The organism is Phormidesmis priestleyi ULC007 (assembly GCF_003003695.1).
Classification (GTDB): Bacteria; Cyanobacteriota; Cyanobacteriia; order Leptolyngbyales; family Leptolyngbyaceae; genus Phormidesmis_A; species Phormidesmis_A priestleyi_A.
This window is the reverse complement of the sequence record NZ_PVWG01000005.1, coordinates 154,876-178,238: the sequence shown is the minus strand read 5'-3', so window position 1 is coordinate 178,238 and position 23,363 is coordinate 154,876. Positions and strand designations below refer to the sequence as shown.

The following is a 23,363-nucleotide window of genomic DNA, read 5'->3' as shown; positions in this document are numbered from 1 at the left end:
ATAAACCAAGTTCACTACAACAACTCAATCTTGAAACCCAGGGAGCCAAATCATGAACAGCTTAACGATCGACAACACTGCCTTAAAAGCTGATCGTTCAGAGTTTGCAACTCAATCACCTAAATCACGGGGATTAATCGCACAGTGGTTCACAGTTGATGGCAAATTAGTTTGCAAATGGTTTCCGGCTGAAAGCTAAAGGTTTGCCCTGGCTAGATCAATTCGCCTACTGGAACTATGGAGAAATACAATGAAGTGGAATTTTTTGCTAACCGCAGCCATGCTGGTCTTGAGTGAAACGGCCATACTTGCCCAATCCAATCACGTCTACCGCAGTATGAGTGGCGATACGATTTTTCCGAGCGCGGCAGAAGCAGCTTGTGCTGGAAAAATTGTTCGCTATACCACTCGATATAGTGGAGTCAACTATCAAGGCACACTTTGGGTCAAAAGCCCTTCAGGTTCGGGATGTGAAGGAGGACGATCGCGGCAGCTAAATGGCTACTTTGAAGAGCGTAGCTTGGACGGGGCCCAGGGGTGCAGTGGTAATTTAACGCTGCAACTAGGAACTCATGGCAACAGCTCTGCTCAATGGAACAGTATTCGAGCAATTCCTAGATACTCCTGCACGGGTGTGGGTAGTAGCCCAAACTTGCCGCTAGTTTATGTTGAAGTACGTTCGTAGCGCAGTTCATCAATGTTGGTTTATTTAACTGGAACCATAAAGTGAGCATTATTGTTCACGAGGTTAACAATAATGCTGACATTGCTCAAATCTGAAGAAAAACCGTCCAATCCAGGTAGAAAAACCGTCCAACTTAAGTAGGAAAAAGGAGAATCCAATGAGTATTCCTGCAACGATTATCAAACCCAATCAGGGCAAGACTTTTTCCTTTTTAGGAAACACGATTACGTGCAAATTTAACAACAACCGTCAGGAGGGAAGAATCTATGAGTTTCTGGCAACAGCCAGTAGTGGAGTGCCGCCACTCCATAGCCATCCCTGGGATGAATCATTCTACTTCCTGGAAGGGGAAGTGGCCTTTCAGGTTGAGACAGAGACTATAGAGGCAACGCCGGGCTATTTTGTGAACCTGCCTGCGGGAGTTGCTCATACCTTTCAGGTACGATCGCCGCAGGCAAAATTTCTGGTATGGGTTTCCAATGCAGCAGCAGAAACGTATATTAATGAACTGGCTCAAGCCGCGCAAGAACAATCGCTTACACTAGAAGCTGTGAACGCGATCGCTCAAAAACACCATATCCAGTTTGTGAAAGTGAACAAGTAGGGTAATAGGAGTCTTGACGATGGAAATGAAGATGGATATTGGATTGACGCACATCGCGCTGCCTGTCTCAGATATTGAGCAAAGTGTTCAATTCTACGCGACCTATGCTGCAATGAAAGTTGTTCATCGTCGCATTGATGCAGAAACAGGGGTTGCAGTGGTATGGCTTTCTGACCAGACTCGTCCTTTCGTGATTGTGCTGATTCAGTCTGACTCGGTGCATCCCGTTTTATCTCCGCTTGCACATCTTGGAGTGGGGTGTCCAAATCGCGAAGCGATGGATGCTTTGTGTGAAAGAGCAGAACAGGAAGGTGTTCTGCTTCAGTCACCCAAAGAGTCTGGCTATCCGATCGGATATTGGGCTTTCCTACGAGATCCGGATGGTCACACGCTTGAACTATCCTATGGACAGGAAATAGGATTGACAGTTGAGAGCAACGCCAGATAGCAATTGTGGAATATTGTCTAACAACAGCTATCAGTGCTGCAAGCAGAATCAGCATCGCTTTTAATCGTGGCTCGATAGTCTAAACCCTTTGTCTCACGAGGATCACGGGCGGCATCTCGTGAACAGTTGAATGCTTGTGCAGACTCTAAAGGAATCTCGCTGTGAGGCAACACCGGAATTAAGTCACTGTGATAAGGGCTACTCGGATCGGTGTAGAGGTGGAAGGTTTTGTCACATACAGCCATCCGTTCTCCGCGATAGAGCGTGTGCCCGTCGTCGTCTTGCACAGCCCGCCACGGGCCTTTATAGATCACAGCTTGGTTGCGCTCCCAGCAGTCACCCTGTTTGCCTTTGAAAGCGCGGACGGTGAGCGATCGAAACTCAACCCCATCAATTACCTGCCAAGGTTCTGACTGTCGGCTCAAAATCTCAATGCCGTGAAATCCAGCCCGCTCAAACATTTCGAGAAATTCATCTTCTCTAAAGGCACCTGCAATGCAGCCGCTCCAGAGTTCGGGGTCGTTGAGAATTGTGGGGGTTGGGTCTTCGTCGCAAACAATATCGGAGATCACCGCCCGTCCGCCTCGTTTCAAGACGCGAAAGATTTCCTCAAAGAGTTGCGCTTTGTCTTGAGGACGCACCAGATTTAATACGCAGTTAGAAATGACGACATCGACGCTATCAGACGCGATTAGGGGCTGTTCTTGGCGTAAGCGATCGCACTCGGTTTCAAAATTGGCGAGTTGCGCGATCGCCGCGATCGGGTGCTGATTTAACCAAGCCTGAACTCGATCGAGATTTAAAGCCAGATCTTGGATCTTAGCTTTGACAAACTCGACGTTGCGGTAGCCAAATTTATCGCCCATTTCGTCTAGATACTTGCGCGACAGATTGAGCATCTCATCATTGAAGTCAACGCCAATAATTCGCCCTGCTTCGCCCACTTTTTGAGCGAGAATATAGCAGTTTTTTCCGGCACCCGATCCCAGATCGACGACGGTTTCACCCAAGCCAACATAGCGAGTTGGGTCGCCACAGCCATAGTCTTTTTCAATAATCTCTGGCGGCAAAGCGTCTAAATAGCGGCTATCGTAATCATCCGTGGGGCAGCAGAGTTCTGCTTGAGGTCGCCGCGCACCATCTCCATAGCGTTGTAAGACGGCTTGTTCAACGTCATAGGTCAAGGTTGGTTGAGTCAGCGAGGCGGTTGCGAGGTCAGTCATAGTAATCTTTTTGTTTAGAATCCAGCGTTGCCAATGTTGTGTAGCCTTCTTGGATTCAGTCTAATGGCTTCCATGCTGACAAAGATGAGACGTTTCGGAAAAAAGTCTGAAACTCAGCCCTCGGTGAGGGTTATTCTCTCAGTCAATTACATAGGATGCAAGTCTAGGCATTGCTGAATAGCAGGATGATTTGTAGGGGCAATCCTCCCGTGGTTGCCCTCCGTCAGGGGTAGGCACGGGGGCGCTACCCCTACAGCCATTTCATCTCATTCAGCAATGCCCAAATCCAAACTGGCATCACTGGGAGAAATCAAATGGAATATCGGCACCTGGGAAAACAGGGCATTCGCGTTTCGGAAGTTTGTTTAGGGTCGTGGCTCACTTATGGCGCGGCAAAAGATGCAGCGATCGCTCGTGAATGCATTGAGAAAGCCCATGATTTAGGCGTTAATTTCTTCGACACTGCTAACGTTTATGCGCGAGGAGCCGCCGAAAAAGTTGTTGGCAGTGTGTTAGGACAATATCCGCGTGAGTCGTATGTTTTAGCGACGAAGGTTTACTTTCCGATGGGGGAGGGAGCCAACGATCGCGGACTTTCGCGCAAGCACATTATCGAACAGTGCAATGCCAGTCTAAAGCGCCTGAATGTGGAATACATCGATTTATATCAGGCGCATCGCTACGATCCGAGTGTGCCATTATCTGAGACGTTGATGGCGTTTGATCATCTCGTGCAGCAGGGCAAAATTCTCTATTACGGCGTGTCCGAGTGGAGCGCGGGACAACTTGCTCACGCGGCAGATCTGACACGATTGGCGGGGCTGGCTGCGATCGCGTCCAATCAACCTCAATACAACATGCTCAAACGAGACATTGAATCGGAAATTATGCCTCTTTGTCATCGTGAAGGCATTGGCATTATCAACTTTTCGCCCCTGGCTCAAGGCATTCTCACGGGCAAATATAAACCTGGCGAAGCGCTTCCTGAAGGATCTCGTGCCAGCGATCCGAACCAAAACACGTTCATGAATAAAGGACAGTTGGATCAAGATTTGCTCGTGAGAGTTCAAAAATTAGTGCCTTTGGCAGAGCAAGAAGGCTTAACAATGAGTCAGTTAGCGCTGGCTTGGTGTTTGCGAAATGAAGCGTTGAGTAGTGTGATTATTGGAGCAACCAAAGCCTCTCAGGTGGAAGATAACGTTAAGGCATCGGGTCGGAAGTTGTCGCCAGAAACCTTGAGTGCGATCGAGTCTCTTTTTGTTCAATGAACTAGCCCTGCCAGGGAGAAGGGAGCAAGATTCAAAGTCCCTCTCCTTGGGGAGAGGGATTTAGGGTGAGGGCAATTTAAGTCTGTCTACTTAATTGACGGCTTCCTAACGCTCAACTTCCTAGAGTTGAATGGTGGTTTTGTTGTGCAATTCCTCCACTTGAATTAGAGAACCATTCCCGATCGCGATGTTGAACTTCACTAAAGAACGTTCAACTTGATATCCCGGCAACACTCGAACGGTTTGATATTCAGTCATCAAATCACTCGTGCCATCCCATTTGAACAATGCCAGTTGATTAGACGCAATCTCACTCAGTTGTGAAACAAAATCTTCAATGCTGTCCCTCACATTCACGAGAATGCCAGACGAAAGGAAGATGTAACGCTCTTGCAAATCCAAAGTCACACTGACTCGATACCGTTTTTCGGTTGAGCAACGCAACTCAACGGTGAACGAAATCGAGCTAGGAATCACAGTCCTAACTCCCATCTTATTTTGTCCTCTTGGTTAATTCAAAGAGGACAAGAACCCTGATTGATCAGACATTCTATAGGGATGAAAAAGATATGCAGGATCTTGATTCCAGCCTTTCAAGATCCCATAGCAAAGCTGACGGTGTACAATCATGAACGCCTCCTGAGTTACTAACGATAACTAGGGATGGAAGTCCTCGGAGTCTGATTTGCGAGATCAGGCTTCGGGGCACAACTTCATCACTGCGATGTATTCTACAGGAGTTTTTTGTTTTTTGGGATGTTAAATTTTTGAGGAGGAGCGGTTACTCCTTTGGGGAACTGTGAAGCGTTGCCTTCGGCTTTTGCAAAGCTAATCGTTCTTCGGGCATCTAAAGGACTGCGAACACAGCGTTCTCCCCGATTCAACACATGGGTATAAATCATCGTTTTCACATCCTTAGTCAGCGTATTGTAAAAATTCCGCCTAGTGTTAGAAAGTTTCCGCTGATCCACTTGGATTCAGAATAATATCTGAAGACCATCTGCCTATTTGCCTGATTTCGGCTGATCTGCGGAAACTTTCTCTTTAAAAAGAAGTGCAGAAAGTAAGGGAATAAAGAATAAAGCTCTTACTTTCGCAGGTGGGACAACTTGATTTATCTATATTTTTGAGAGGATACAGTAGTGGCAAAGACAATCACCATCGAATTTGCTGAGGAGAGCTATTTGAAACAGAGTACAGAACCTGTGGACAAGCAGGGGACGGACAATGTTATTAAGCAGGGGAAAGGTTCTAGGTACGTGTTGGATGCGTTTGGTAATGTAGATACTACAGGACACCGAGAGGTAAAAATTCCTGTCGCGCCAGGTGGAAAGACTACGTGGTTCGTTTTTGCCAAGCATGTGCGTGAGGTATAGACAAAATAAGATTGTGTTCTTCTTGCCTGATATAGCAGGGTAGTTTCATACAGAAGAAAGCCTCAGAGTCCTTCATTTTCCATCGAGCGGTCAGCATTAGCCTGTATAGGTTGAATGGAAGATTGAGGCTTTATTTCTCTTTTGTATAAGACTACCCCGTGCTTCCAAGCTAGGTGAGTTCGTGGTCGCGAGATCTATGTTGGCAACGAATTCACCCTGGCTTAGGAGAAGGTGTAGTGCAAATCCACGTATGTCATGTTTAATTGATCGTCAGTTCGACAAGCGATCGTAGTTGAAGCGTCGTGTGATGCACGGTCTAACAACGCGATGGAGCGGTAAACAGAGTCCTTTCGCTTCGTTTAGATTAGTCGTAAGCCGCTCATCTTACTCCGTTAGGCAGAAAGTCTGCGATCGTCATCACCAGCGACAAGACAAGCACTAAGATATTACGCCACCCAGCAGACCGAGAAAAAAGTGTGAGCGGAAAGACGTGAGGTTCAGATCACAGATTCAAAACATCGCTTCTCTTATTGTCGGCCTTAATGGGAAGATGCTCAACTTAACTGTACGATTTGCGCGGTTAGAGAACCGCATGAAGGTGAAGTAATAAATAGAAGACCCTCCTCGCCATGCGAATCTACCGCATTCATAAATCAAATTGGTATGACAAACAGGACGATCGGGATGAGGGAAACGCGATCGTGTTCGCAAAAAAAAGAGGACGTGAGAAGTCTATGATTTCCCACGTCCATACTATTGATCTAAAGAGAAGGGTATACGCCCCTACTTAACAAACAGCATTTCCTGATAGGTGGGCAAGGGCCACAAGTCGTCAGCCACTTCACCTTCTAGGGCATCGGCAGACTCACGCACCTTGTCCATTAGAGGGCGGATGATTTGGGCACCATACTGCAAATGTTCTTCTGTGGTCGAAAAGTCATGCTTGCCCAAGGCTGCACTCAACTTGCTGACGCTTTCCATCATTGATTGAACCAGCGTTGCGACTTTTTCAGCCGTGTCTTTTTCTAGGCTAATGCCAATTCCGGTCAGCTTGGCGATCGTATCTGCAAGATCAGCCAGATACCGAACCGCAGCCGGGTAAATGATGGTTTTCGCCATGCTGATCACCAGCTTTGCTTCGACCTCGATCGTTTGAACATATTGCTCTGCGTAAACGTCGAAGCGGCTTTCAAGCTCAACAGGCGTAAGGACTCCCACTCGCTCAAACAAGTCTTCGATCGACTTTTCTTTGAGTACAGGCAGCGCATCAGCCGTCGTGCGGAAGTTGGGTAAACCGCGCTCTTCCGCAATTTTGTGCCACTCTTCAGAGTAGCCATCGCCCCCAAACACGACCGCACTGTGCTTTTCCATCACTTCTTTGAGGACTGCAAACACCGCAGCACTCAGTTCTGTTCCGGTTGCTAGTTCAGCTTCTAGTTTGTCGCCAACCCAGGTCAGCGAATCGGTCAGAATCGTGTTCATCGCGACGAGTGGACCTGCAACTGACTGATTGGAGCCAACGGCGCGAAACTCAAAGCGGTTTCCGGTGAACGCGAAAGGAGAAGTGCGGTTACGATCGCCCGGATCTTTAACAAAAATAGGCAGTGTTGCTACACCAAGATCCATCATGCCGCCGTGGGACGAATCTTTGACATCTCCCTTGGCAATTTGGTCAAACACTTCTTCGAGTTGCGATCCTAAATAGACCGAGATGATGGCAGGCGGTGCTTCATTTGCGCCTAATCGGTGATCATTACTCGCAGTTGCAACCACTGCCCGCAATAATGAACCATAGGTATGAACGCCCCGAATCACCGCACCGCAGAACAGCAAAAACTGGAGATTTTTGTGCGGCGTATCACCCGGATCGAGCAAGTTACCTTGCGTCGGATTGCCCACCGACCAGTTGACGTGTTTCCCGGAACCGTTCACGCCTGCAAAGGGTTTTTCGTGCAGCAAGCACACAAACCCGTGTTTCTTGGCTGTGATTTTCAGAATGGTCATCAGCAGTTGTTGGTGATCGCTGGCAACATTCGCTGCTTCAAAAAATGGCGCGATCTCAAACTGTCCTGGAGCCACTTCATTGTGTCGCGTTTTGGCCGGAATTCCTAGCCGATACAGTCTCTCTTCCACGTCTTGCATGAAGACCTGCACCCGCTCAGGAATCGCGCCAAAATAGTGATCATCAAATTGTTGACCTTTGGCAGGCGATTTGCCAAACAACGTGCGACCCGTCAAGAGTAAATCAGGGCGATTGTGGGCAAAGTGAGAATCGACCAGAAAGTATTCCTGCTCGGCTCCACAGCTTGAATTAACGGTTGCGATGTCGGTATAGCCCAGCAGCTTCAGAACGCGAGTTGCTGCCTTGCTCATAGCGGAATTGGAGCGCAACAGTGGCGTTTTCTTGTCTAGTGCTTCGCCTGTCCAGGAGACAAAAACGGTGGGAATGCACAACGTTACGCCGTTGTCGGTTTCCATCACGTAAGCCGGACTGGTTACATCCCACGCAGTATATCCACGAGCTGCACTCGTCATACGCAGACCACCATTCGGAAAGGAGGAACCATCGGGTTCACCCTGCACCAAAACTTTTCCGGTAAATTCTGAAATCACCGATCCATCGCTTTGGACTGAGATAAAGCTGTCGTGCTTTTCGGCAGTGGCATTGGTGAGCGGATAGAAAACGTGAGCATAGTACAATGCGCCTTTAGAAATTGCCCAGTCTTTCATAGCGGCGGCAACACTACCCGCCATCGCAACATCGAGTTTCCCGCCCGTTTTGAGCGTGTTTTGCACCGATTTAAACACGTCTTTGGGAAGACACGCCTGCATTTTGCTCAATGTAAACACATCGGTTGCCCAAATCGCTTCTAGACGAGTCGGGACTTTGGAAGGCAGAGGAACACGATCGGTAACTTGAGCAATCGCTTTAACGCGTAATTCATGACTCATAGTGATTGTCCTGGGGATAGTTTAGTAGGTGTGCGGCACAAAAAACTGTTCATTCCGAGGCGGACGAACATAGTCATCAGGTGCAGTGCGGCGAGGTGGCAACTCCATCGCTTCTGGGGTCATATCAGTGTAGGGCACCTTGCTGAGAATGTGGCTCAAACAGTTGAGGCGGGCACGTTTTTTGTCGTTGGCTTCGACAGTGAACCAGGACGCTTCTGGAATGTTGGTGTGGGCAAACATATTGTCTTTTGCCTTGGAATATTCCACCCAACGATCGCGCGATTCTAAATCCATTGGGCTGAGTTTCCAACGGCGAGCGGGATCGATCGTGCGCGACTGAAATCGCCGCTCTTGTTCTTCATCGCTGACCGAAAACCAATACTTCAACAGCATCACGCCCGATCGTACGAGCATTCGCTCAAACTCTGGACAAGAGTGCATAAACTCGGAGTATTGAGCTTCGGTGCAAAAGCCCATGACGTGTTCAACACCTGCTCGGTTATACCAGCTTCGATCGAACAACACAATCTCGCCTGCTCCAGGCAAGTGTTCGACGTAGCGCTGAAAATACCACTGAGTTTTTTCGCGATCGGAGGGCGTTCCTAGAGCCACAACTCTACAACCGCGAGGGTTGAGCGGTTCGGCAATCCGCTTGATGGTACCACCCTTTCCGGCCGCGTCGCGTCCTTCAAACAAAATTACTAAGCGATAGCCTGTGTGTCTGATCCAGTACTGCATCTTCACAAGTTCTGTTTGTAGTCGTGCAAGTTCTTTCTCATACTCGCTTTTGTCAAGCTTCTTTTGTTCAAGAGGTTCACTTTCACTGTGATTCGGTTGAAATTCGAGATGGACTTTATGCTTTTTGTGTTTTTTGGGCTTTTCGTGCTTCTTTTCCTCGAATAATTGTTTTTTTTCCTGTAACCCAAGTGAGCCATTAAACTCTTGTTCCATTGCGCTGACCTCCTGGTGAACTAGTGGGAAAGACCTTACTTTGCGTCACTCTTTCAAATCAATAGAGAGCGCTTTCCAGAAGCGACTTGATACTTCGATTCATAACAGGTGCAGCGTTGCCATATCTCCTATCATGTCTCCCATGCGTTTGAGAAGCCCGAACATAGAACCGACAGATGTAACAAGATGCTCGGTTCAAATCCCCAAACAACAGCATTTGGACAGTGCTAAAGGTCTTTGTATTTAGTACATAGTAGAAACAGGAATCTAAGATTTTTGTATCGAAAAATACTAAGCTCAAGAAATATCAAAATTTTTGCATAAATTAACGTGAATTCGACGACTTCGTTACCAGTCTATCTCGCCCTCTAAGTCCCCCAAAATGGGGAATTTAGGGGGTAGAAGCCGCTGTTGACGAAGCGAAAAAATTCGTCGAACTGACGTTAACTTAATAGTTTGAAAACTAACAAAAGTCTAATCCTGAGTTAGAATTTAATGCTTTTATCCCTGGATTTACTGATGTTGTAAAGTCATTGAGCAGAACATTGAGCAATTTTTGTACCTTTTAATACCGATTTATAGAGGATTCGCTCTTAAAGATAGTCTAGCGAGTTAGACGGATGTAACAGCAGACTATGACAAACTCAAGCGGTGAACTAAAGCCTACCTTAGGATTGGTAGGAATTACAATTAACGCAATGGCGCTGATTGCACCAGGCGCTTTCTTGTGGACGACCTACCAGCTTCAAGCGCTGCCCAACTCTGCCAAAAATATGTGGGCAGCGATCGCGCTTGCAACTTGCATTGCACTGTTAACAGCAAGCTGTTATGCGACGCTTTCCAAGGCTTACCCAAATGCGGGTGCAGGCAGTTCTTATTACTACGCTGAGGCGGCAATTTTAGCGAAAGAAAACCACAAACATTTTCGCCTAGCGCGGCTGGCAAAGTTTGTGACAGGATGGGCTGCCCACCTCTATTACTGGGTTTATCCCGGCATCATGGTGAGCTTTATGGGAACGTTGATCGTTTACATTGGGCAACTGTTTAACCCTGATTTTGCCTCAGATTGGTTTAGTAAAACTTTGATTTGTTTTGTCTTTGCTGGAATTATTGGCGGGATTGCTTTAATCGGTGTGACAGGTTCTACATTGATTAACATCATCATTAACGTGGTGCAAATTGCCTCGCTGACGTTTTTAGGATTGTTAATGATTATTTATCGCCTGGGTCATCCTAACGTCAATTATGAACATGCGAATGCGATTAGCGTTGTCGTTCCACATGATTTAACTGGGTTGGTTTATCAAGCCACGATCGCAATTCTTCTACTCGTTGGGTTTGAATCTGCCACCGCGATGGCAGGAGAAGCTATAAATCCGCAGCGAGATATTCCTAGAAGTGTGATTTTATCGTTGTTTATCCAGGCTTGCATCTGTTACTTTTTCGAGTATTTTGCCGCTAATTTTTTTATTGGCGATCAATATACTGCAACGGTTGACGGTAAAACGGTGACTGGGTTTGCAGCCGCATTATCATCGGGTGCGCCGATCGGAGATATGGCGAAAATTCTGGGCGATGCTTTACTGTTTGGCAACGGATTTCTCTTGCAGATCATCATGGCGAGTACGGTTGTGATGGCATTGATTGGGACAGGTTTGTCATCGCTTTCAACTGGAGTCCGAATCAGTTATGCAATGGGAGCCGATCGAGAGCTGCCCGCCGTTTTTGGATTTCTACATGGTCGCTACAACACGCCTTCTCTAGGAATCTATTTTCTGACGGGATTATCCGCATTGATCGGTGCGTATGCTGTGCAGAGTGTGGATAACGTGACGATCGTCACTCTAGTCTCAAACATTGGCACGTTCATGCTTTACGGAATTACCTGCGGTGTGACGCTGATCGCAACGTTAGAACATCTGCTTGATGGTGAAAACAATCCTCTCCAAACGATCGTGATTCCATCGCTGGGTTTAGTGATGAATCTGGCGATGGTCTGCGGCATTTTCTACTATGGTTTAACCGGAACGGGAAATGCCCAAATCAACTCAATTACGGCGATCGGAATTGCGATCGCGTTTTTTGTTGCAGGCTTTGCTTACTTAATTGGTGATAGCTTACTCAAAGGCAAACCGCTGTTCCTACCATCAGATCTGAGTCACCCGCTGCGCGATAACGTCGGCTCCTCAAAATCTCGCTAAGTAAACAGACTCAATCAAATGTAAGATGCTGCAAACTGCCCTCACCCTAAATCCCTTTCCTTGGGGAGAGGGACTTTGAATCTTGCTCCCTTCTCCCTAGGAGAAGGGTTGGGGATGAGGATCTTTAGTTCCAGCTACTTACTTAACAGCGCTAAAGTCAATCACTAGGATCGCAATTTATGAACTTAATTCTTGCTATCATTCAGCCTGCTAAGTTAGATGCTGTCAAAGAAGCCTTAGTCAAGCTGGGTATTCAGGGAATGACAGTCACAGGGGCAAAGGGCTTTGGGCGGCAAAAAGGGCGACCGCTGGCCTTTCTCGGACTGCTCGACATGGAAGGCAAACCGTTCACGATCGATTTTGTTCCCAAAGTTAGAATTGAAATTGTGGTAAACGATGACATCACGGATGCTGTGGTCGATACCATTGTTTCAACCGCCAAAACAGGTACGATCGGCGATGGTAAACTGTTTGTGATTCCGGTGAGCCGAGCCATTCGCATTCGCACCAGTGAAGAAAACGAAGCGGCTTTAACGATCGAAGAGCCTGCAACGGTGAGCGATTCTCGCAAAAAATAATGGTTCAATCTTTACTGCTGTTCGTGTTGGCTGGGCTGTGTGAAATTGGCGGCGGCTATTTATTTTGGCTGTGGCTACGTGAAGGGAAAAGCGTTTGGCTTGCCGTTTTTGGCGTGATCATTCTCGCAATTTATGGTGTGCTTCCCACGCTGCAACCTGTTAGCTTTGGACGGGCCTACGCTGCTTACGGTGGTGTTTTCATTGTCCTATCGATTCTGTGGGGTTGGCTGATCGATAAAGTTCGACCTGACAAATACGATTGGCTCGGCGGATGGATCGCGCTGCTCGGCGTTTTGGTAATCATGTACGCGCCCCGACGGTGAACAATTTAGGGATAGGTAGGGGCAATCTCCCTGTGGTTGCCCTCCGTCCGGGGTAGGCAGGGGGGCGCTACCCCTACAGCTATTTCATCCCCTCAGTGCGATCGCTAGATCAAAATTCGGCGATCGTTTTTCTTGTCACAACACGCTGACAATATGTTGACTGCTGCTCGTTTTTTCTAAAGAAGAAGATAAACTGTAGTTAAAGATACAGAAATTTTTATTCCATAGGAAAAAGAAATGCTTAAGGAAGTGTTGCAGCAGCGACGAGTGATCGGAACATTCTCTAAGATTGAAGCAGCCGGACAAGCGCTCGATCGACTAGTTCTCTCTGGTTTCCCGATCGCGCAAGCCTTCTTAGTCGGTCAAAACTACAATACCTCTCAAGATACTGCCTTGTTAAAACTTCCTGCCTCTAACGTTGGAACAATTACGGGAACAGCGACGGGGTTAAAGAAAGGACTCGTTTTAGGAAATCTCGTCGGCGGTGCGTCTGGGCTGTTACTCGGAGCCGGACTGCTTGCCCTTCCCGGTGTCGGTCAAGTCGTGCTGTCTTCTGCGATCGCGTTCACGCTGTTGAGTGGCGGAATCTGCACGGCTGCGGGTGGCTTAATCGGTGCATTAATTGGCTTAGGGATGACCGCCGAGCAAGCTAAAAAATATAGTCGGCTGGTCGCGAACGGCAATGTTCTACTAATGGTTGAAGGAACTGTAGAGGAGATCGATCGCGCCCAACAGTTACTTAAAAAATCCGTCGTTTAGAACATTCTGTTTTAGGGAAGATGTTATAGACTGCAAAAACTGTTATCTCAGTTAAATGAGCGATTTTCATAGATTGCTCTAAGAGTCAATTTCAGTAAACCCGATTACCGACGATGGCTGCCGAGAACTTTCAAGACCGCGAGATCTGGGAACGGCTAGAGCAAGGACGCAGAGCAAAAGCAGCTCAGGGTGGATATATCGGCTATGGTTCTCCTGCGTTTGGACAGCGATCGATCGATGGAGAACTGATTGAAAACCCCAATGAACAGCAGGTGATCGAACTGATTCGCCGACATCACAAATCTGGCAAATCTCTCCAGCAGGTTGCAGACTGGCTGAATCAGAATGGTTACACCACCAAGCGCGGTCAGCAGTGGCAGCGCATTTCAGTCAAACGAGTCTTGGATCGCTTATATGGACGCACCCCCAGAATTTCAGGCTTAGAACCGCAAATCGAGGAATCTGGCAAAGCCCTCCGCCAGGGGTAGGCACGGGGGCGCTACCCCTACAGTCAACGAAAAATTTACAGCAACAAATTTTGTGGGCCTGAAAATTTCGTGACCAATGGTGCAGAAATTACACAGCCAAGTCTCATAATTTTGAAAAGTGGTTTGTCTTAATTTCTTATTATGGTTACGTCTTTTGACCGATCGTTAGGGGCACCTCCGCTCGATGAGGCAATCGATCGTAGCCCCCTGATTGTGATGCCGAATACGCGGGTGAGTGAAGTTGCTACCCTGATGCACAAAACCGCCGAACTTGCTCAACAATCAAACTCGCGAGATCCGCTCTGTGGGGCACGATCGAGTTGCGTACTGGTAATGCAAGATCAGAAATTACTTGGAATCTTCACCGAGCGCGATTTAGTGCAATTAACTGCTTTGGGCGTTTCGCTCCAGTCCACTCAGATTTCTGATGTGATGCACCATCCCGTGTTGAGCATGACTGAAGAATCGCTCCATAACGTTTTTGCAGCATTGTTCCTGTTTCGTCGTCATCGCATTCGACATCTGGCGATCGTGAACGAGCCACATCAACTCGTTGGGGTGATCTCCCTCGATAGCATTCGCCACATTTTGCGCCCCACCAACTTGCTAAAAATCCGGCGAGTGGCTGAGGTGATGTCTCATCAAGTCATTGCTGCATCACCCACCACATCCGTTCTGCAATTGACAGAACTCATGGCAACTCATTGCATTAGCTGTGTGGTCATCGTCGAAGCATCTAGCGAAGATTCAGTCCAGCATCCGGTTGGCATTGTGACCGAACGCGATATCGTTCACTTTCAGGCGTTGGGCTTAGATATGAATACAACTCAAGCGCAGACGGTGATGAGTACACCGCTCTTTGTCCTCAATCGCGAAGATTCTCTCTGGACAGCACACCAAGAAATGGAACAGCGACAAGTGCGGCGGCTTGTGGTGTCTTGGAACTGGGGGAAAAATTTGGGGATCATCACGCAAACCAGCCTTCTGCGCGTTTTTGATCCGATCGAAATGCACGACGTGATTGAAACTTTACAGCGCACCCTTCAGCGATTAGGGCTAGACCCCAACAAAGTATTGGCAGCGATCGACGACGACACCCATTTACCTGCCCCATTGTGTCTACTCAATGATGGCGAAACACCCAACATTCACGATTTTTTAGAAGCGTTGCAAACCCAGATTCAGTTTCTTATCAATGCTCCTGACCTGCCTTTAGAAACTCGTCAAACTACTCTGCTAACGGCACTGTCAGCCCTTCAACAGTTTCAGCACTCACTACGATGATTCTTTGTTAGGACTTACGCAAACCTCGGAGGTTTTAACCAAGAATCAAGCATCGTGACCGACAGAGTGGCTTAAACCTCCGAGGTTTTGGTCAAAATGCGTAAGTTTGTCTACCAGCAATGTTATCTCCTCAACGATCGCTTTTTGGTCGAATGGTCTAGTAGATTGCCAAAGGAAATCAGCTTGAGTGACCGTTCTTGTACAACTGGCCTAACTCCGAGACGGCTGCAATTCCAACAGTCGGATCGAGTGGTTTAGCTAGATGCTTTTGAAACCCGACCAAGGCTGCTCTTTGTTCATCGGCTTCGCCTGGATAAGCGGTCAGCGATTGAAAGACATCACTCGACAAATAGCAAAACTGCGTCATGGCATCAATAAACACTCGCTGGGGTCGAATCTGCTCTACTTTCGCCCATATACCCGGATAACAGTCGCAACAATGTCGGCTGGCTCAACTGGCTTAGACAAATGGGTCTGGAAACCCGCTGCGATCGCCTGTTGCTGATCCACTTCTCCCGCATAAGCCGTGAGCGCAATTGCCGGAATTTGCCCATTAATAGGTAACTGACGCACCTGCCGCATGAGCGCATAACCATCCATTTCTGGCATGCCGATGTCACTTAAGAGAATGTCGAGATGGATGGATTGAAGCGTTTGCAGCGCCGCGATCGCAGAGTCAACCGCAATCACTTCGGCTCCTGCTTGTTCTACCACAAACGCCACAAACTCGCGTGAATCAGGTTCGTCATCCACTACTAACACCCGCAGATTTGCCAGGGGACGATCGTCTGATGCAGTCAAAGCTATGTCGGCAACTGCTTCGACAGCATTTGGGGTGTGCAAGACGGGCAGTTCAACCGTGAAGGTAGCCCCCTGGTTCTCACCTGGGCTTTCGACCCCAATTCTGCCGCCGTGCAATTCCACAATTTGACGGGAGATCGCCAACCCCAGCCCCAAGCCGCCAAATTTACGGGTGGTTGTTCCATCTTGCTGTCGAAAGTGGTCAAACACATAGGGCAAAAAATCAGCCAGAATTCCTTTGCCTGTATCTTTGATCTGAATTTGCACCTGGGTGTCTGCCTGGGTCAGACTTACCTCGATTTGCCCTCCGGTGGGCGTGAACTTAATCGCGTTTGATAGCAGATTCCACACTACCTGCTGCAAGCGGACGGCATCTCCCGTCACAATGTTGGCACTGGCAGGAATCGTTGTCTGAATCTGCAACGCTTTGGCTTCGGCTGCTAACCGAAGCGTTTCCATTGCTGCTGCAATCACTGCATTCAGGTCAACAGAGGTGACGCTGATACTCAACTTGCCGCTCAAAATTCGCGACACATCTAGTAAGTCATCAATCAGTTGTACCTGTAGTTTGGCGTTACGCTCGATCGTCTCTAGGGCTTCTCGACTTTTTGCGCGATCGAGCTTGCCGCTCTGAAGCAGCTTCGACCATCCGATAATCGGGTTGAGAGGGGTACGGAGTTCGTGGGACAAAACCGCTAGAAACTCATCCTTGATCCGATTAGCTTGTTCGGCTTCAGCACGGGCAGATTGTTCTCGTGCCAGTAGCCGCTTCCGTTCCGCTTCTACCCGCTTGCGTTCGGCGATTTCCTGTTGCAGCGTTTGGTTTGCTTGCGTTAGTTCGTGCGTGCGTTCTGCAACCAAAGACTCAAGCTGGGTTTGATAGCGCTTCAGTTCTTCCTCAATGCGGAGCCGCTTTGTCACCTGAGACTGAAGGTCCAGGTTGGCGTGTTCAAGTTGGGCTGGGCTGGGCAGAGCCAAAACCTTTGGCATTAGGGGGAATAGCTGGGTGGCAGTGACGACTGAAACTAGGGCTGTGAACGCTTTGACCAGTCCTGATAACCAGTAAGTCGGATACCAGAGCGTCCAGATCTCTAGCACGTGGGTGGTGCCACAGGCGACAATGAAGGCAGCAAACAAGAGAAAGACCCACTCGAAGGGCAGATCCTGCCGCTTCCGCACCAGGTAGAACAGGGTGATCGGAATCGAGTAGTAAGCCAGGGCGATGAGTGCGTCGGAGAGGACGTGCAGGCTCACCAGGTTGGTTTGCCATAGGTAGCAGTGTCCGTGAGGCACAAACGAATTCAGACTAAAAAGTTGGCTCCAAAAGTCAGTCATCGGTCTGCACTCCCAGGGCTGAGGAAAACGCTGAGGCGCGATCGCGATTCTGAATCGTCATGACTTTCTCCACCAACTATGCTGCCGATCCTATCAAGCAGTTGGCTAAAGCGGCAACAGAGGGTGTTTGAAAAGCATAAAAAATCCCTCTGCTTCAATGCTGTTCCGCCCTGCACGGAAGTACGGGCTAATCGAGGAAAGTCCAAATAATACGTTTTGTTTGTGCCGCAATGTCAGGTTTGTGAGTGACGAGCACGATCGTAATCCCTTGCTACTCGCTGCTGCTGTCCGCCAGATAATTGATTGGGGCGATTGTGCAAGCGATCGCTTAAGCCCACTCGCACTAATGCCTGAGTTACTCGTTCTCGACGAACCGATTTTGAAACATTGGCATAGACCATCGGCAACATCACATTTTCGAGGGCAGTTGCACGAGGAAGCAAATTAAATTGTTGAAACACAAATCCGAAAATCGTCAAAACGCCAATCACATTTGAGAAAGTGCTGATCAAATCAGCCTGGTTTGTGACCCGAAAATCATCATTGTTGGGGTTAGAAATATTGTGCCGCAGCCGCAATAGATTAGTAACCTGAAACTGAGCAGCAACGAGTGCGTCTTGATTCTCTCTTTTGACCAGAATGGAATTGACCGAAACGCCTTTAAGAGCATTGTTACCCACAATTCGAGACGACATCGTAGTCGATGGGATATAAATCGTATCATCGCGATCCATGGACCCATGACTACCTTTCGATTCCATAACGCCGATGACGCGGTAAATCTCTCCCTGAAGGCGAATTTTCTCATTCAACCCGGTGCCATTGCTAAACAGTTTGCGTTGCACGGTGGTTCCTAAATGGAGATTTTAAGAGGGATAGTGACGCTGCCGAAAAAGACGGGTCATATAAATTCCTGTGGACAATAAACCGAGTAATCCAATCCCGTTGATAATGGGAAAAATATTCTCAAGTCCAACAATTTCTAACGTATGAATCTGAATTAGCAACTCTGCTAGTTGAGGCTGGTTGAGTGATTTAGCGATCGGAAAACTGATGCCAGTGATCAGGGTCGTGAGCAAGGGAAGCGCAAAGACGATCGCGAGCCAGCGATGATATTGACGAAAGATGCGATTCATAATCCTTCAGAAATTAATTGCTTGAGAGAGCGGAAGAGAGAGATGAAATAATTCGTTCATCCCTCATCTCCACTTAACTTAGCCCACTTAACCTATTGCTGAGGAGGACGCGCACCATCAGGACGATTGCCATCTCGCGATCGATGGGGCGGCATTCCCAACGCGCTCACAAGTTGCTGCTCAGTCACGCCGAGTTTTGCCGCTGCTGCTTTAAAGTCGGGTCGAGGCGAGCGCTGTCCCGGAGCCGGGGGCGTTGCTGGAACTCCTAACGCTGCCTTCAAATTAGCTTCTGACACGCCCAACTTTTGAGCGGCGGTGGCAAAATTTGCACCAGGCGGACGAGAGGGAACGCCCAACGCGCTCACCAATTGCTGCTCAGAAATGCCAAGCTTGGCTGCTGCCGCTTTAAAGTCGGGTCGGGTTGGGCGTTGCCCCAGTGTGCCAGGAGTTGGAGGCGTTGCCGGAACGCCCAAGGCTGCTTTCAAATTGGCTTCTGAAATGCCCAATTTTTGAGCGGCGGCGGCGAAATCTGGACCTCGATGTCTCTTGCCCTGCTCACCAGGCTGCGATGAATTTTGAGCAAGTCGGTTTGAAGATTGAGCGGTTGCAGTCAAAGCCGCAGATCCAAATGAGCCAATTAGAACAGGCAGTGCCATTAAGGTCAGCAGTCGTCGGGTCGTGATCATGAGCAGTCTCCTTTGATTGAGTAGCGGTCTATGGTTCTATTAAGCGCACCCCAAAATGACGGTTTGCCCATTCTCTAAATTACAGTTTTGTAATCTAATACTAATTTCATCAATAAACCTCCTGCACGAATCCGAGAACGCCCCCTAAATCCCCCAATTCTGGGGGACTTTGAACTCCAGTTCCCCCAGAATTGGGGGTTAGGGGGCGAGTTCTAAGGGGGGTTTACGTCGAGAATTTTATTCATGCAGGAGGTCTAATGAGTCCGACAAATCCTCGTAGGGGCACGGCACTGCTATGCCCTCAGCGATCGTTCATCCGTAGCAAGTATTTCCCAAATTGATATAAAGGCACTGCACTGGCAAGTGACAAGCGACAATAAAAACAATGCTTGACCGCACAAAATCTGTATGCACATTTTATTTGTCGAAGATGAAGCCAAAATTGCTAACTTCGTTCGTGCTGGCTTAAAGGAACAGGGGTTTGTCGTAGATTATTGCGACAACGGCGATCGTGGTTATGTCTGTGCGACCGAAAACGAGTATGACGTGATTGTGCTAGACATCATGGTGCCGGGAAAAGATGGGCTATCTATTCTCAAAAGTCTGCGCCGCAAAGGGCAAAATGTGCCAGTGATTTTGCTAACCGCCCGCAATGAACTCGACGATCGCTTAGAAGGTCTAAACCTGGGTGCCGATGATTATTTAGCCAAACCGTTTTTTGTCGAAGAACTGGTTGCCCGCATCCATGCTGTCATGCGTCGCAGCACGGGCGATCGTCAAAATCTAGTGTCGGTCGGGCCGATTAAGCTCGATCGCATCACACGAGAAGTCACCTGTGATCAACACATGATCGAACTGACCACTCGCGAATTTAATTTGTTGGAATATCTGATGCGATCGCCCGGACGCGTCTTCACGCGAACGCAAATCTTGGAACATATTTGGGGCTACGATTTCAACACCAATACCAATGTGGTAGATGTGTGTGCAGCGCATTCGCAAAAAGATTGACTCGATCGGAGGCGCAGGCTGGATCGAAAGCATCCGAGGCGTGGGCTATCGATTTCGCAAATCAGAGTCTTAGAAGAACTGCATGAATAGGGTCTGGTAAGGCTTTAAGGAAGTACTTTCTAGCATGTCTACCAGTCTTCTACCAGTTCCATCAATGAAAGTTAATTCTCTCGCACTTCTTACAGCATTATAGACAACCCTAAAAACGCTGAAACCAATACGTGTTATTAAAATGGGCGGAGGGAGAATCGAACTCCCATACCTTTCGGTGCCACATTTTGAGTGTGGTGCGTCTACCAATTTCGCCATCCGCCCTTGGGTTGCGTTTCGCTATTATAGCCTACGGCTTGCTTTTTTAACAACGACTGATAACTTTGACTGCTTGCCCAGCGATCGATCTCCCTCGCCCTCAAAACCGGAACCGGATGCGTTAACTGAGCGGTCTGCATCTGTTTTAGCAGTTGCCCCACGTCGGTGTTACCCACTTCATCATAGGCGCGTGCCTGAGCAATGAAGGCATCTAGATTGAGTTGACTCGCTAGAGAGGGCGACCCGCCTGTGAGCTTCATCATCACAGACATAATGGTTTTGGGATCTTGGGTCGCGAGTAAGGCAGCCCGATCGCATGTAAATTCTGCACAGCGAACCCACTCTAAAATCTGAGCCTGTAAACTTTGGGCGATCGCGCCGCCCAGAGGAAGCTGTCCGGCAGCTAAAACCATGATGTTTGCAAGAGTTAGATAAACGCCGTGATCGCATTTAAGGTGCCCTAGCTCATGGGCGATCACCGCCTGAATCTCTTCTGGGGTGAGTAACTCAATCAGCGAGGTGTGCATCACGATAAACGGCTGTTTGCCCCGCATCGCGAAGGTGTAAGCGTTAGGCACAGGATTTTGACGCACGTAGAGTTGTGGCGGCTCAAGATCTAGCACTCGACAGGCTTCTAGCAACAAATTATGAATTTGAGGAAGCTGTTGTTCGCCAACGAGAATGCTCGAAGCGATGTTTTCTAAATAAAAAAACTGTTCCGCCACAGGGCCCAGCAGATTGCGGATCAGCAGATCTAATCCAGGTAGCTGTTTTAGCGAGTTGGTGGCTGCCAAATCCAAGGGGTGACGGAACTGATCAGCCTTTAAGCCAATAAGGAGCGACTTTGAGAAAGACATGCAGGTAGTCGAAAGGGACTCTCAAAGCCAGTATAGCGTTGAGCATGAAGCAACGAAGGTAGAAAAGACGTTGATCCGTTCTCGGTTCTTCTCAGAATTGGGGTTCATACCAAATTCGATGTGTGAATGTAACAAATCGGCGTGGGTGGGGTAGGGGCACGACCTGTCGTGCCCTCTCGCGATCGTTACAATCTGCCCAATCCGCCGCAGTTGTTTTTGAAATGGCTATCACATCTCATGGAGATTGCAATTGAGTCCACAATTCTAAGCTGGCGAACTCAATGAGCCTGACTCGATCGGCGGTGTCGCAGGTTCCAGATCAGAGGGTTCTTGGACGCGCTGGAGTTTAGCGCCGAGCTTTTTCAGCTTTAATTCCAGGTGTTCGTAGCCACGATCGAGGTGATGCAATCCCTGAATCGTCGTTTTGCCTTCTGCTGCCAAAGCTGCCACAACCAGTGCCGCCGAAGCCCTCAAGTCAGTTGCAACCACAGGCGCACCCGACAGCATCGCGACCCCGCGAATGATCGCGTGATTGCCCTTAACGCGAATATCTGCACCCATGCGATTCAGTTCGGGCACATGACCCAGGCGGTTTTCAAACACCGTCTCGCTGATTACACTATCGCCTTGAGCCAGGGTCAACAATGACATAAACGGCGCTTGCATATCCGTAGGAAAGCCGGGATAGGGAAGCGTTTCGATGTCTGTCGATCGATAGCTCTGACTCGGCAAGATTCTCATTTGCTTAGGGCTATCCATCACGACTCGAATTCCAATATCTCGCATCTTGGCGAGAACCGCAGTCAAATGGTCAGGAATAATTGGCGATAGAGTGATCTCCGATCGGGTCATTGCTCCCGCCAGCAAAAAGGTGCCTGCCTCAATGCGATCGGGAATGATGCTGTAATCGACCGAGTGCAGACTAGAAACGCCAGAAATCACGATCGTGTTCGTGCCTGCGCCGCGAATCTTCGCCCCCATTGCTCGACAGAAATTAGCTAAATCTGCAACTTCGGGTTCTTGAGCCGCGTTCTCGATCGTCGTCTCACCGTCGGCTAGGGTGGCTGCCATCATCAGCGTTTCAGTCGCGCCGACGCTAGGGTAGTCGAGGTAAATTTTGGCACCCTGGAGTCGCTTGTTGGCACCCGTCAGATAAGCATGAACGATGCCGTGGTCAATCTGCACATGGGCACCCATCGCTCGCAAACCGCGGACATGCAAATCGACAGGGCGGGCCCCGATCGAGCAACCTCCAGGCAAGGGCACCCGTGCTACGCCCATTCTGGCTAACAGGGGACCGATGATGAAAAAGCTGGCCCGAAGTTGGCTGACCAATTCATAGGGCGCTTTTGTATGGCTGATATGAGACGCATCGATATCTAGAACATCTGCGTTTTGAGTGAGCTTGACCCCCAACGCCGCTAAGATTTCGCCCATCCGGGTGACATCGGCTAATAGGGGAACATTGCGAATCCGGCAATCTTGTGAACAGAGTAGCGCTCCGACGATGATCACTAGCGCCGAATTTTTTGCGCCACTGATGTTGACATGTCCACTCAGAGGGGTTTTTCCCCAGATTTGAAGCACTGAACTGGTTTCTTCGGGTGAAGACTGAGAGTTGGGCAGGCTGAGAGCGGAAGTAATGGGCTTGTCCTCCTGGTTTAACATTAAATTTGGTTTCGATTCTACCGGAAAGATCGCAGATGTCCAGACTTTGGATTGACAGCCCACAAAAGTCAACCGTGTAACTGTGATCTCGATCGCTCAACCCCGACCAAAAAGTTGTTGACAGGTAGACCAATCTACTGCAAGATTGGAGGTCGTGACGCTTAAATGTCTCATGCGGGACTGGCGGAATTGGTAGACGCGCTAGATTCAGGTTCTAGTGTTCGCAAGGACTTCCGGGTTCAAGTCCCGGGTTCCGCATTGTTGGGGGAGATATTTTTCTCAGGGGTTCGTGAGAAATCAAGATTCTTGTGAAGCTAATCATCTCCCCGACTACTGTAAATTTACTTATGGATAACTAAAGTTTTGTAACGAAACTTCAATCATTCCAGGTCAGCTATTTTACAGTTTCGTAAAAATTTT

General features: G+C 48.6%; 24 protein-coding genes, 2 tRNA genes and 3 pseudogenes. 15 read left to right on the top strand and 14 right to left on the bottom strand.

The window, feature by feature from the left end; genetic code table 11:
• Positions 1–52 precede the first annotated feature (52 nt).
• From C7B65_RS27730 to C7B65_RS07225, 4 genes are all read left to right on the top strand, one after another.
• Entirely contained in the window at positions 53–199 is a 147-nt protein-coding gene (locus C7B65_RS27730; protein ID WP_181314355.1) for a hypothetical protein, read from the top strand.
• 51 nt (positions 200–250) lie between these two features.
• Positions 251–685 (top strand): hypothetical protein, encoded by a 435-nt coding sequence (locus C7B65_RS07235; RefSeq protein WP_073070150.1) that lies wholly within the window; start codon positions 251–253, stop codon positions 683–685.
• Positions 686–842: 157 nt separating this feature from the next.
• Positions 843–1,289, top strand: a complete 447-nt coding sequence (locus tag C7B65_RS07230; RefSeq protein ID WP_073070149.1) for a cupin domain-containing protein — start codon at positions 843–845, stop codon at positions 1,287–1,289.
• Between the two features lie 19 nt (positions 1,290–1,308).
• Complete coding sequence (locus C7B65_RS07225) at positions 1,309–1,737, top strand: VOC family protein (protein ID WP_244913177.1); 429 nt, start codon at positions 1,309–1,311, stop codon at positions 1,735–1,737.
• 17 nt (positions 1,738–1,754) lie between these two features.
• Here the strand turns inward: C7B65_RS07225 and C7B65_RS07220 are convergent, their stop codons facing one another.
• Positions 1,755–2,960, bottom strand: coding sequence for a methyltransferase domain-containing protein (locus tag C7B65_RS07220; RefSeq protein WP_073070148.1), 1,206 nt, complete (start codon positions 2,958–2,960; stop codon positions 1,755–1,757).
• A gap of 314 nt (positions 2,961–3,274) precedes the next feature.
• Between C7B65_RS07220 and C7B65_RS07215 the strand changes: the two genes are divergently transcribed.
• Positions 3,275–4,228: an aldo/keto reductase family protein gene (locus tag C7B65_RS07215; RefSeq protein WP_073070147.1), complete on the top strand. Its 954-nt coding sequence runs from the start codon at positions 3,275–3,277 to the stop codon at positions 4,226–4,228.
• Between the two features lie 120 nt (positions 4,229–4,348).
• On the opposite strand, the gene C7B65_RS07210 is transcribed toward C7B65_RS07215, so the two are convergent.
• Positions 4,349–4,720, bottom strand: a complete 372-nt coding sequence (locus tag C7B65_RS07210; RefSeq protein WP_106253960.1) for a hypothetical protein — start codon at positions 4,718–4,720, stop codon at positions 4,349–4,351.
• A gap of 239 nt (positions 4,721–4,959) precedes the next feature.
• The gene (locus C7B65_RS28690) at positions 4,960–5,130 is read right to left on the bottom strand and encodes a hypothetical protein (RefSeq protein WP_223257311.1); all 171 of its coding nucleotides are present in this window, start codon (positions 5,128–5,130) and stop codon (positions 4,960–4,962) included.
• Between the two features lie 240 nt (positions 5,131–5,370).
• On the opposite strand from C7B65_RS28690, the gene C7B65_RS07200 reads away from it, so the two are divergent.
• Positions 5,371–5,604: a hypothetical protein gene (locus C7B65_RS07200; RefSeq protein ID WP_073070145.1), complete on the top strand. Its 234-nt coding sequence runs from the start codon at positions 5,371–5,373 to the stop codon at positions 5,602–5,604.
• A 783-nt stretch (positions 5,605–6,387) separates the two neighbouring features.
• Here C7B65_RS07200 and C7B65_RS07195 read toward each other — a convergent pair.
• Together C7B65_RS07195 and ppk2 are read right to left on the bottom strand one after the other, a co-directional pair.
• Positions 6,388–8,556 carry a glutamine synthetase III family protein gene (locus tag C7B65_RS07195; protein ID WP_073070144.1) on the bottom strand — a complete coding sequence of 723 codons (2,169 nt, stop codon included), beginning with the start codon at positions 8,554–8,556 and terminating at the stop codon, positions 6,388–6,390.
• Positions 8,557–8,577: 21 nt separating this feature from the next.
• On the bottom strand, positions 8,578–9,507 hold the full coding sequence (gene ppk2 / locus C7B65_RS07190) for a polyphosphate kinase 2 (protein WP_073070143.1): 930 nt from the start codon (positions 9,505–9,507) through the stop codon (positions 8,578–8,580).
• Between the two features lie 635 nt (positions 9,508–10,142).
• Here ppk2 and C7B65_RS07185 point away from each other — a divergent pair.
• The 7 genes and pseudogenes from C7B65_RS07185 (at position 10,143) to C7B65_RS07160 (ending at position 15,140) form a co-directional block, all read left to right on the top strand.
• Positions 10,143–11,708 (top strand): APC family permease, encoded by a 1,566-nt coding sequence (locus C7B65_RS07185; protein WP_073070142.1) that lies wholly within the window; start codon positions 10,143–10,145, stop codon positions 11,706–11,708.
• Between the two features lie 179 nt (positions 11,709–11,887).
• Positions 11,888–12,286, top strand: coding sequence for a P-II family nitrogen regulator (locus tag C7B65_RS07180; RefSeq protein WP_073070141.1), 399 nt, complete (start codon positions 11,888–11,890; stop codon positions 12,284–12,286).
• Entirely contained in the window at positions 12,286–12,609 is a 324-nt protein-coding gene (locus C7B65_RS07175) for a YnfA family protein (RefSeq protein ID WP_073070140.1), read from the top strand. The genes C7B65_RS07180 and C7B65_RS07175 overlap by 1 nt, the downstream gene beginning before the upstream one ends.
• A 237-nt stretch (positions 12,610–12,846) precedes the next feature.
• The gene (locus C7B65_RS07170; RefSeq protein WP_073070139.1) at positions 12,847–13,368 is read left to right on the top strand and encodes a hypothetical protein; all 522 of its coding nucleotides are present in this window, start codon (positions 12,847–12,849) and stop codon (positions 13,366–13,368) included.
• Between the two features lie 113 nt (positions 13,369–13,481).
• Positions 13,482–13,856 (top strand): recombinase family protein, encoded by a 375-nt coding sequence (locus C7B65_RS07165; protein WP_073070138.1) that lies wholly within the window; start codon positions 13,482–13,484, stop codon positions 13,854–13,856.
• 141 nt (positions 13,857–13,997) lie between these two features.
• A pseudogene (locus C7B65_RS29550) lies at positions 13,998–14,180 on the top strand (CBS domain-containing protein); the annotation flags it as partial.
• 9 nt (positions 14,181–14,189) lie between these two features.
• The gene (locus C7B65_RS07160) at positions 14,190–15,140 is read left to right on the top strand and encodes a CBS domain-containing protein (protein ID WP_397428386.1); all 951 of its coding nucleotides are present in this window, start codon (positions 14,190–14,192) and stop codon (positions 15,138–15,140) included.
• Positions 15,141–15,318: 178 nt separating this feature from the next.
• Here C7B65_RS07160 and C7B65_RS07155 read toward each other — a convergent pair whose 3' ends face one another.
• From C7B65_RS07155 to C7B65_RS07130, 6 genes and pseudogenes are all read right to left on the bottom strand, one after another.
• On the bottom strand, positions 15,319–15,522 hold the full coding sequence (locus C7B65_RS07155) for a response regulator (RefSeq protein ID WP_146135822.1): 204 nt from the start codon (positions 15,520–15,522) through the stop codon (positions 15,319–15,321).
• Between the two features lie 20 nt (positions 15,523–15,542).
• On the bottom strand, positions 15,543–17,276 hold the full coding sequence (locus tag C7B65_RS07150; RefSeq protein ID WP_073070135.1) for an ATP-binding protein: 1,734 nt from the start codon (positions 17,274–17,276) through the stop codon (positions 15,543–15,545).
• 187 nt (positions 17,277–17,463) lie between these two features.
• Positions 17,464–17,743 (bottom strand): annotated as a pseudogene (locus tag C7B65_RS07145) (ATP-binding cassette domain-containing protein); the annotation flags it as partial.
• Between the two features lie 126 nt (positions 17,744–17,869).
• Positions 17,870–18,121 (bottom strand): annotated as a pseudogene (locus C7B65_RS28685) (ABC transporter permease); the annotation flags it as partial.
• 21 nt (positions 18,122–18,142) lie between these two features.
• Entirely contained in the window at positions 18,143–18,412 is a 270-nt protein-coding gene (locus tag C7B65_RS07135; protein ID WP_073070134.1) for a peptidase, read from the bottom strand.
• A 92-nt stretch (positions 18,413–18,504) separates the two neighbouring features.
• Positions 18,505–19,098 (bottom strand): hypothetical protein, encoded by a 594-nt coding sequence (locus tag C7B65_RS07130; protein WP_073070133.1) that lies wholly within the window; start codon positions 19,096–19,098, stop codon positions 18,505–18,507.
• A 408-nt stretch (positions 19,099–19,506) separates the two neighbouring features.
• Between C7B65_RS07130 and C7B65_RS07125 the strand changes: the two genes are divergently transcribed.
• Complete coding sequence (locus C7B65_RS07125) at positions 19,507–20,109, top strand: response regulator transcription factor (protein ID WP_244913176.1); 603 nt, start codon at positions 19,507–19,509, stop codon at positions 20,107–20,109.
• 233 nt (positions 20,110–20,342) lie between these two features.
• Here the strand turns inward: C7B65_RS07125 and C7B65_RS07120 are convergent.
• The 3 genes from C7B65_RS07120 to murA all read right to left on the bottom strand — a co-directional run bounded on the left by C7B65_RS07120 (position 20,343) and on the right by murA (position 22,943).
• Positions 20,343–20,424: transfer RNA gene (locus C7B65_RS07120), tRNA-Leu, on the bottom strand.
• Positions 20,403–21,275 carry a M48 family metallopeptidase gene (locus C7B65_RS07115; RefSeq protein WP_073070132.1) on the bottom strand — a complete coding sequence of 291 codons (873 nt, stop codon included), beginning with the start codon at positions 21,273–21,275 and terminating at the stop codon, positions 20,403–20,405. Before C7B65_RS07115 ends, C7B65_RS07120 begins: the two co-directional genes overlap by 22 nt.
• A gap of 264 nt (positions 21,276–21,539) precedes the next feature.
• Complete coding sequence (murA, locus tag C7B65_RS07110) at positions 21,540–22,943, bottom strand: UDP-N-acetylglucosamine 1-carboxyvinyltransferase (RefSeq protein ID WP_073070131.1); 1,404 nt, start codon at positions 22,941–22,943, stop codon at positions 21,540–21,542.
• Between the two features lie 174 nt (positions 22,944–23,117).
• Here murA and C7B65_RS07105 point away from each other — a divergent pair.
• A tRNA-Leu gene (locus C7B65_RS07105) sits at positions 23,118–23,201 on the top strand.
• Positions 23,202–23,363: the final 162 nt, after the last annotated feature.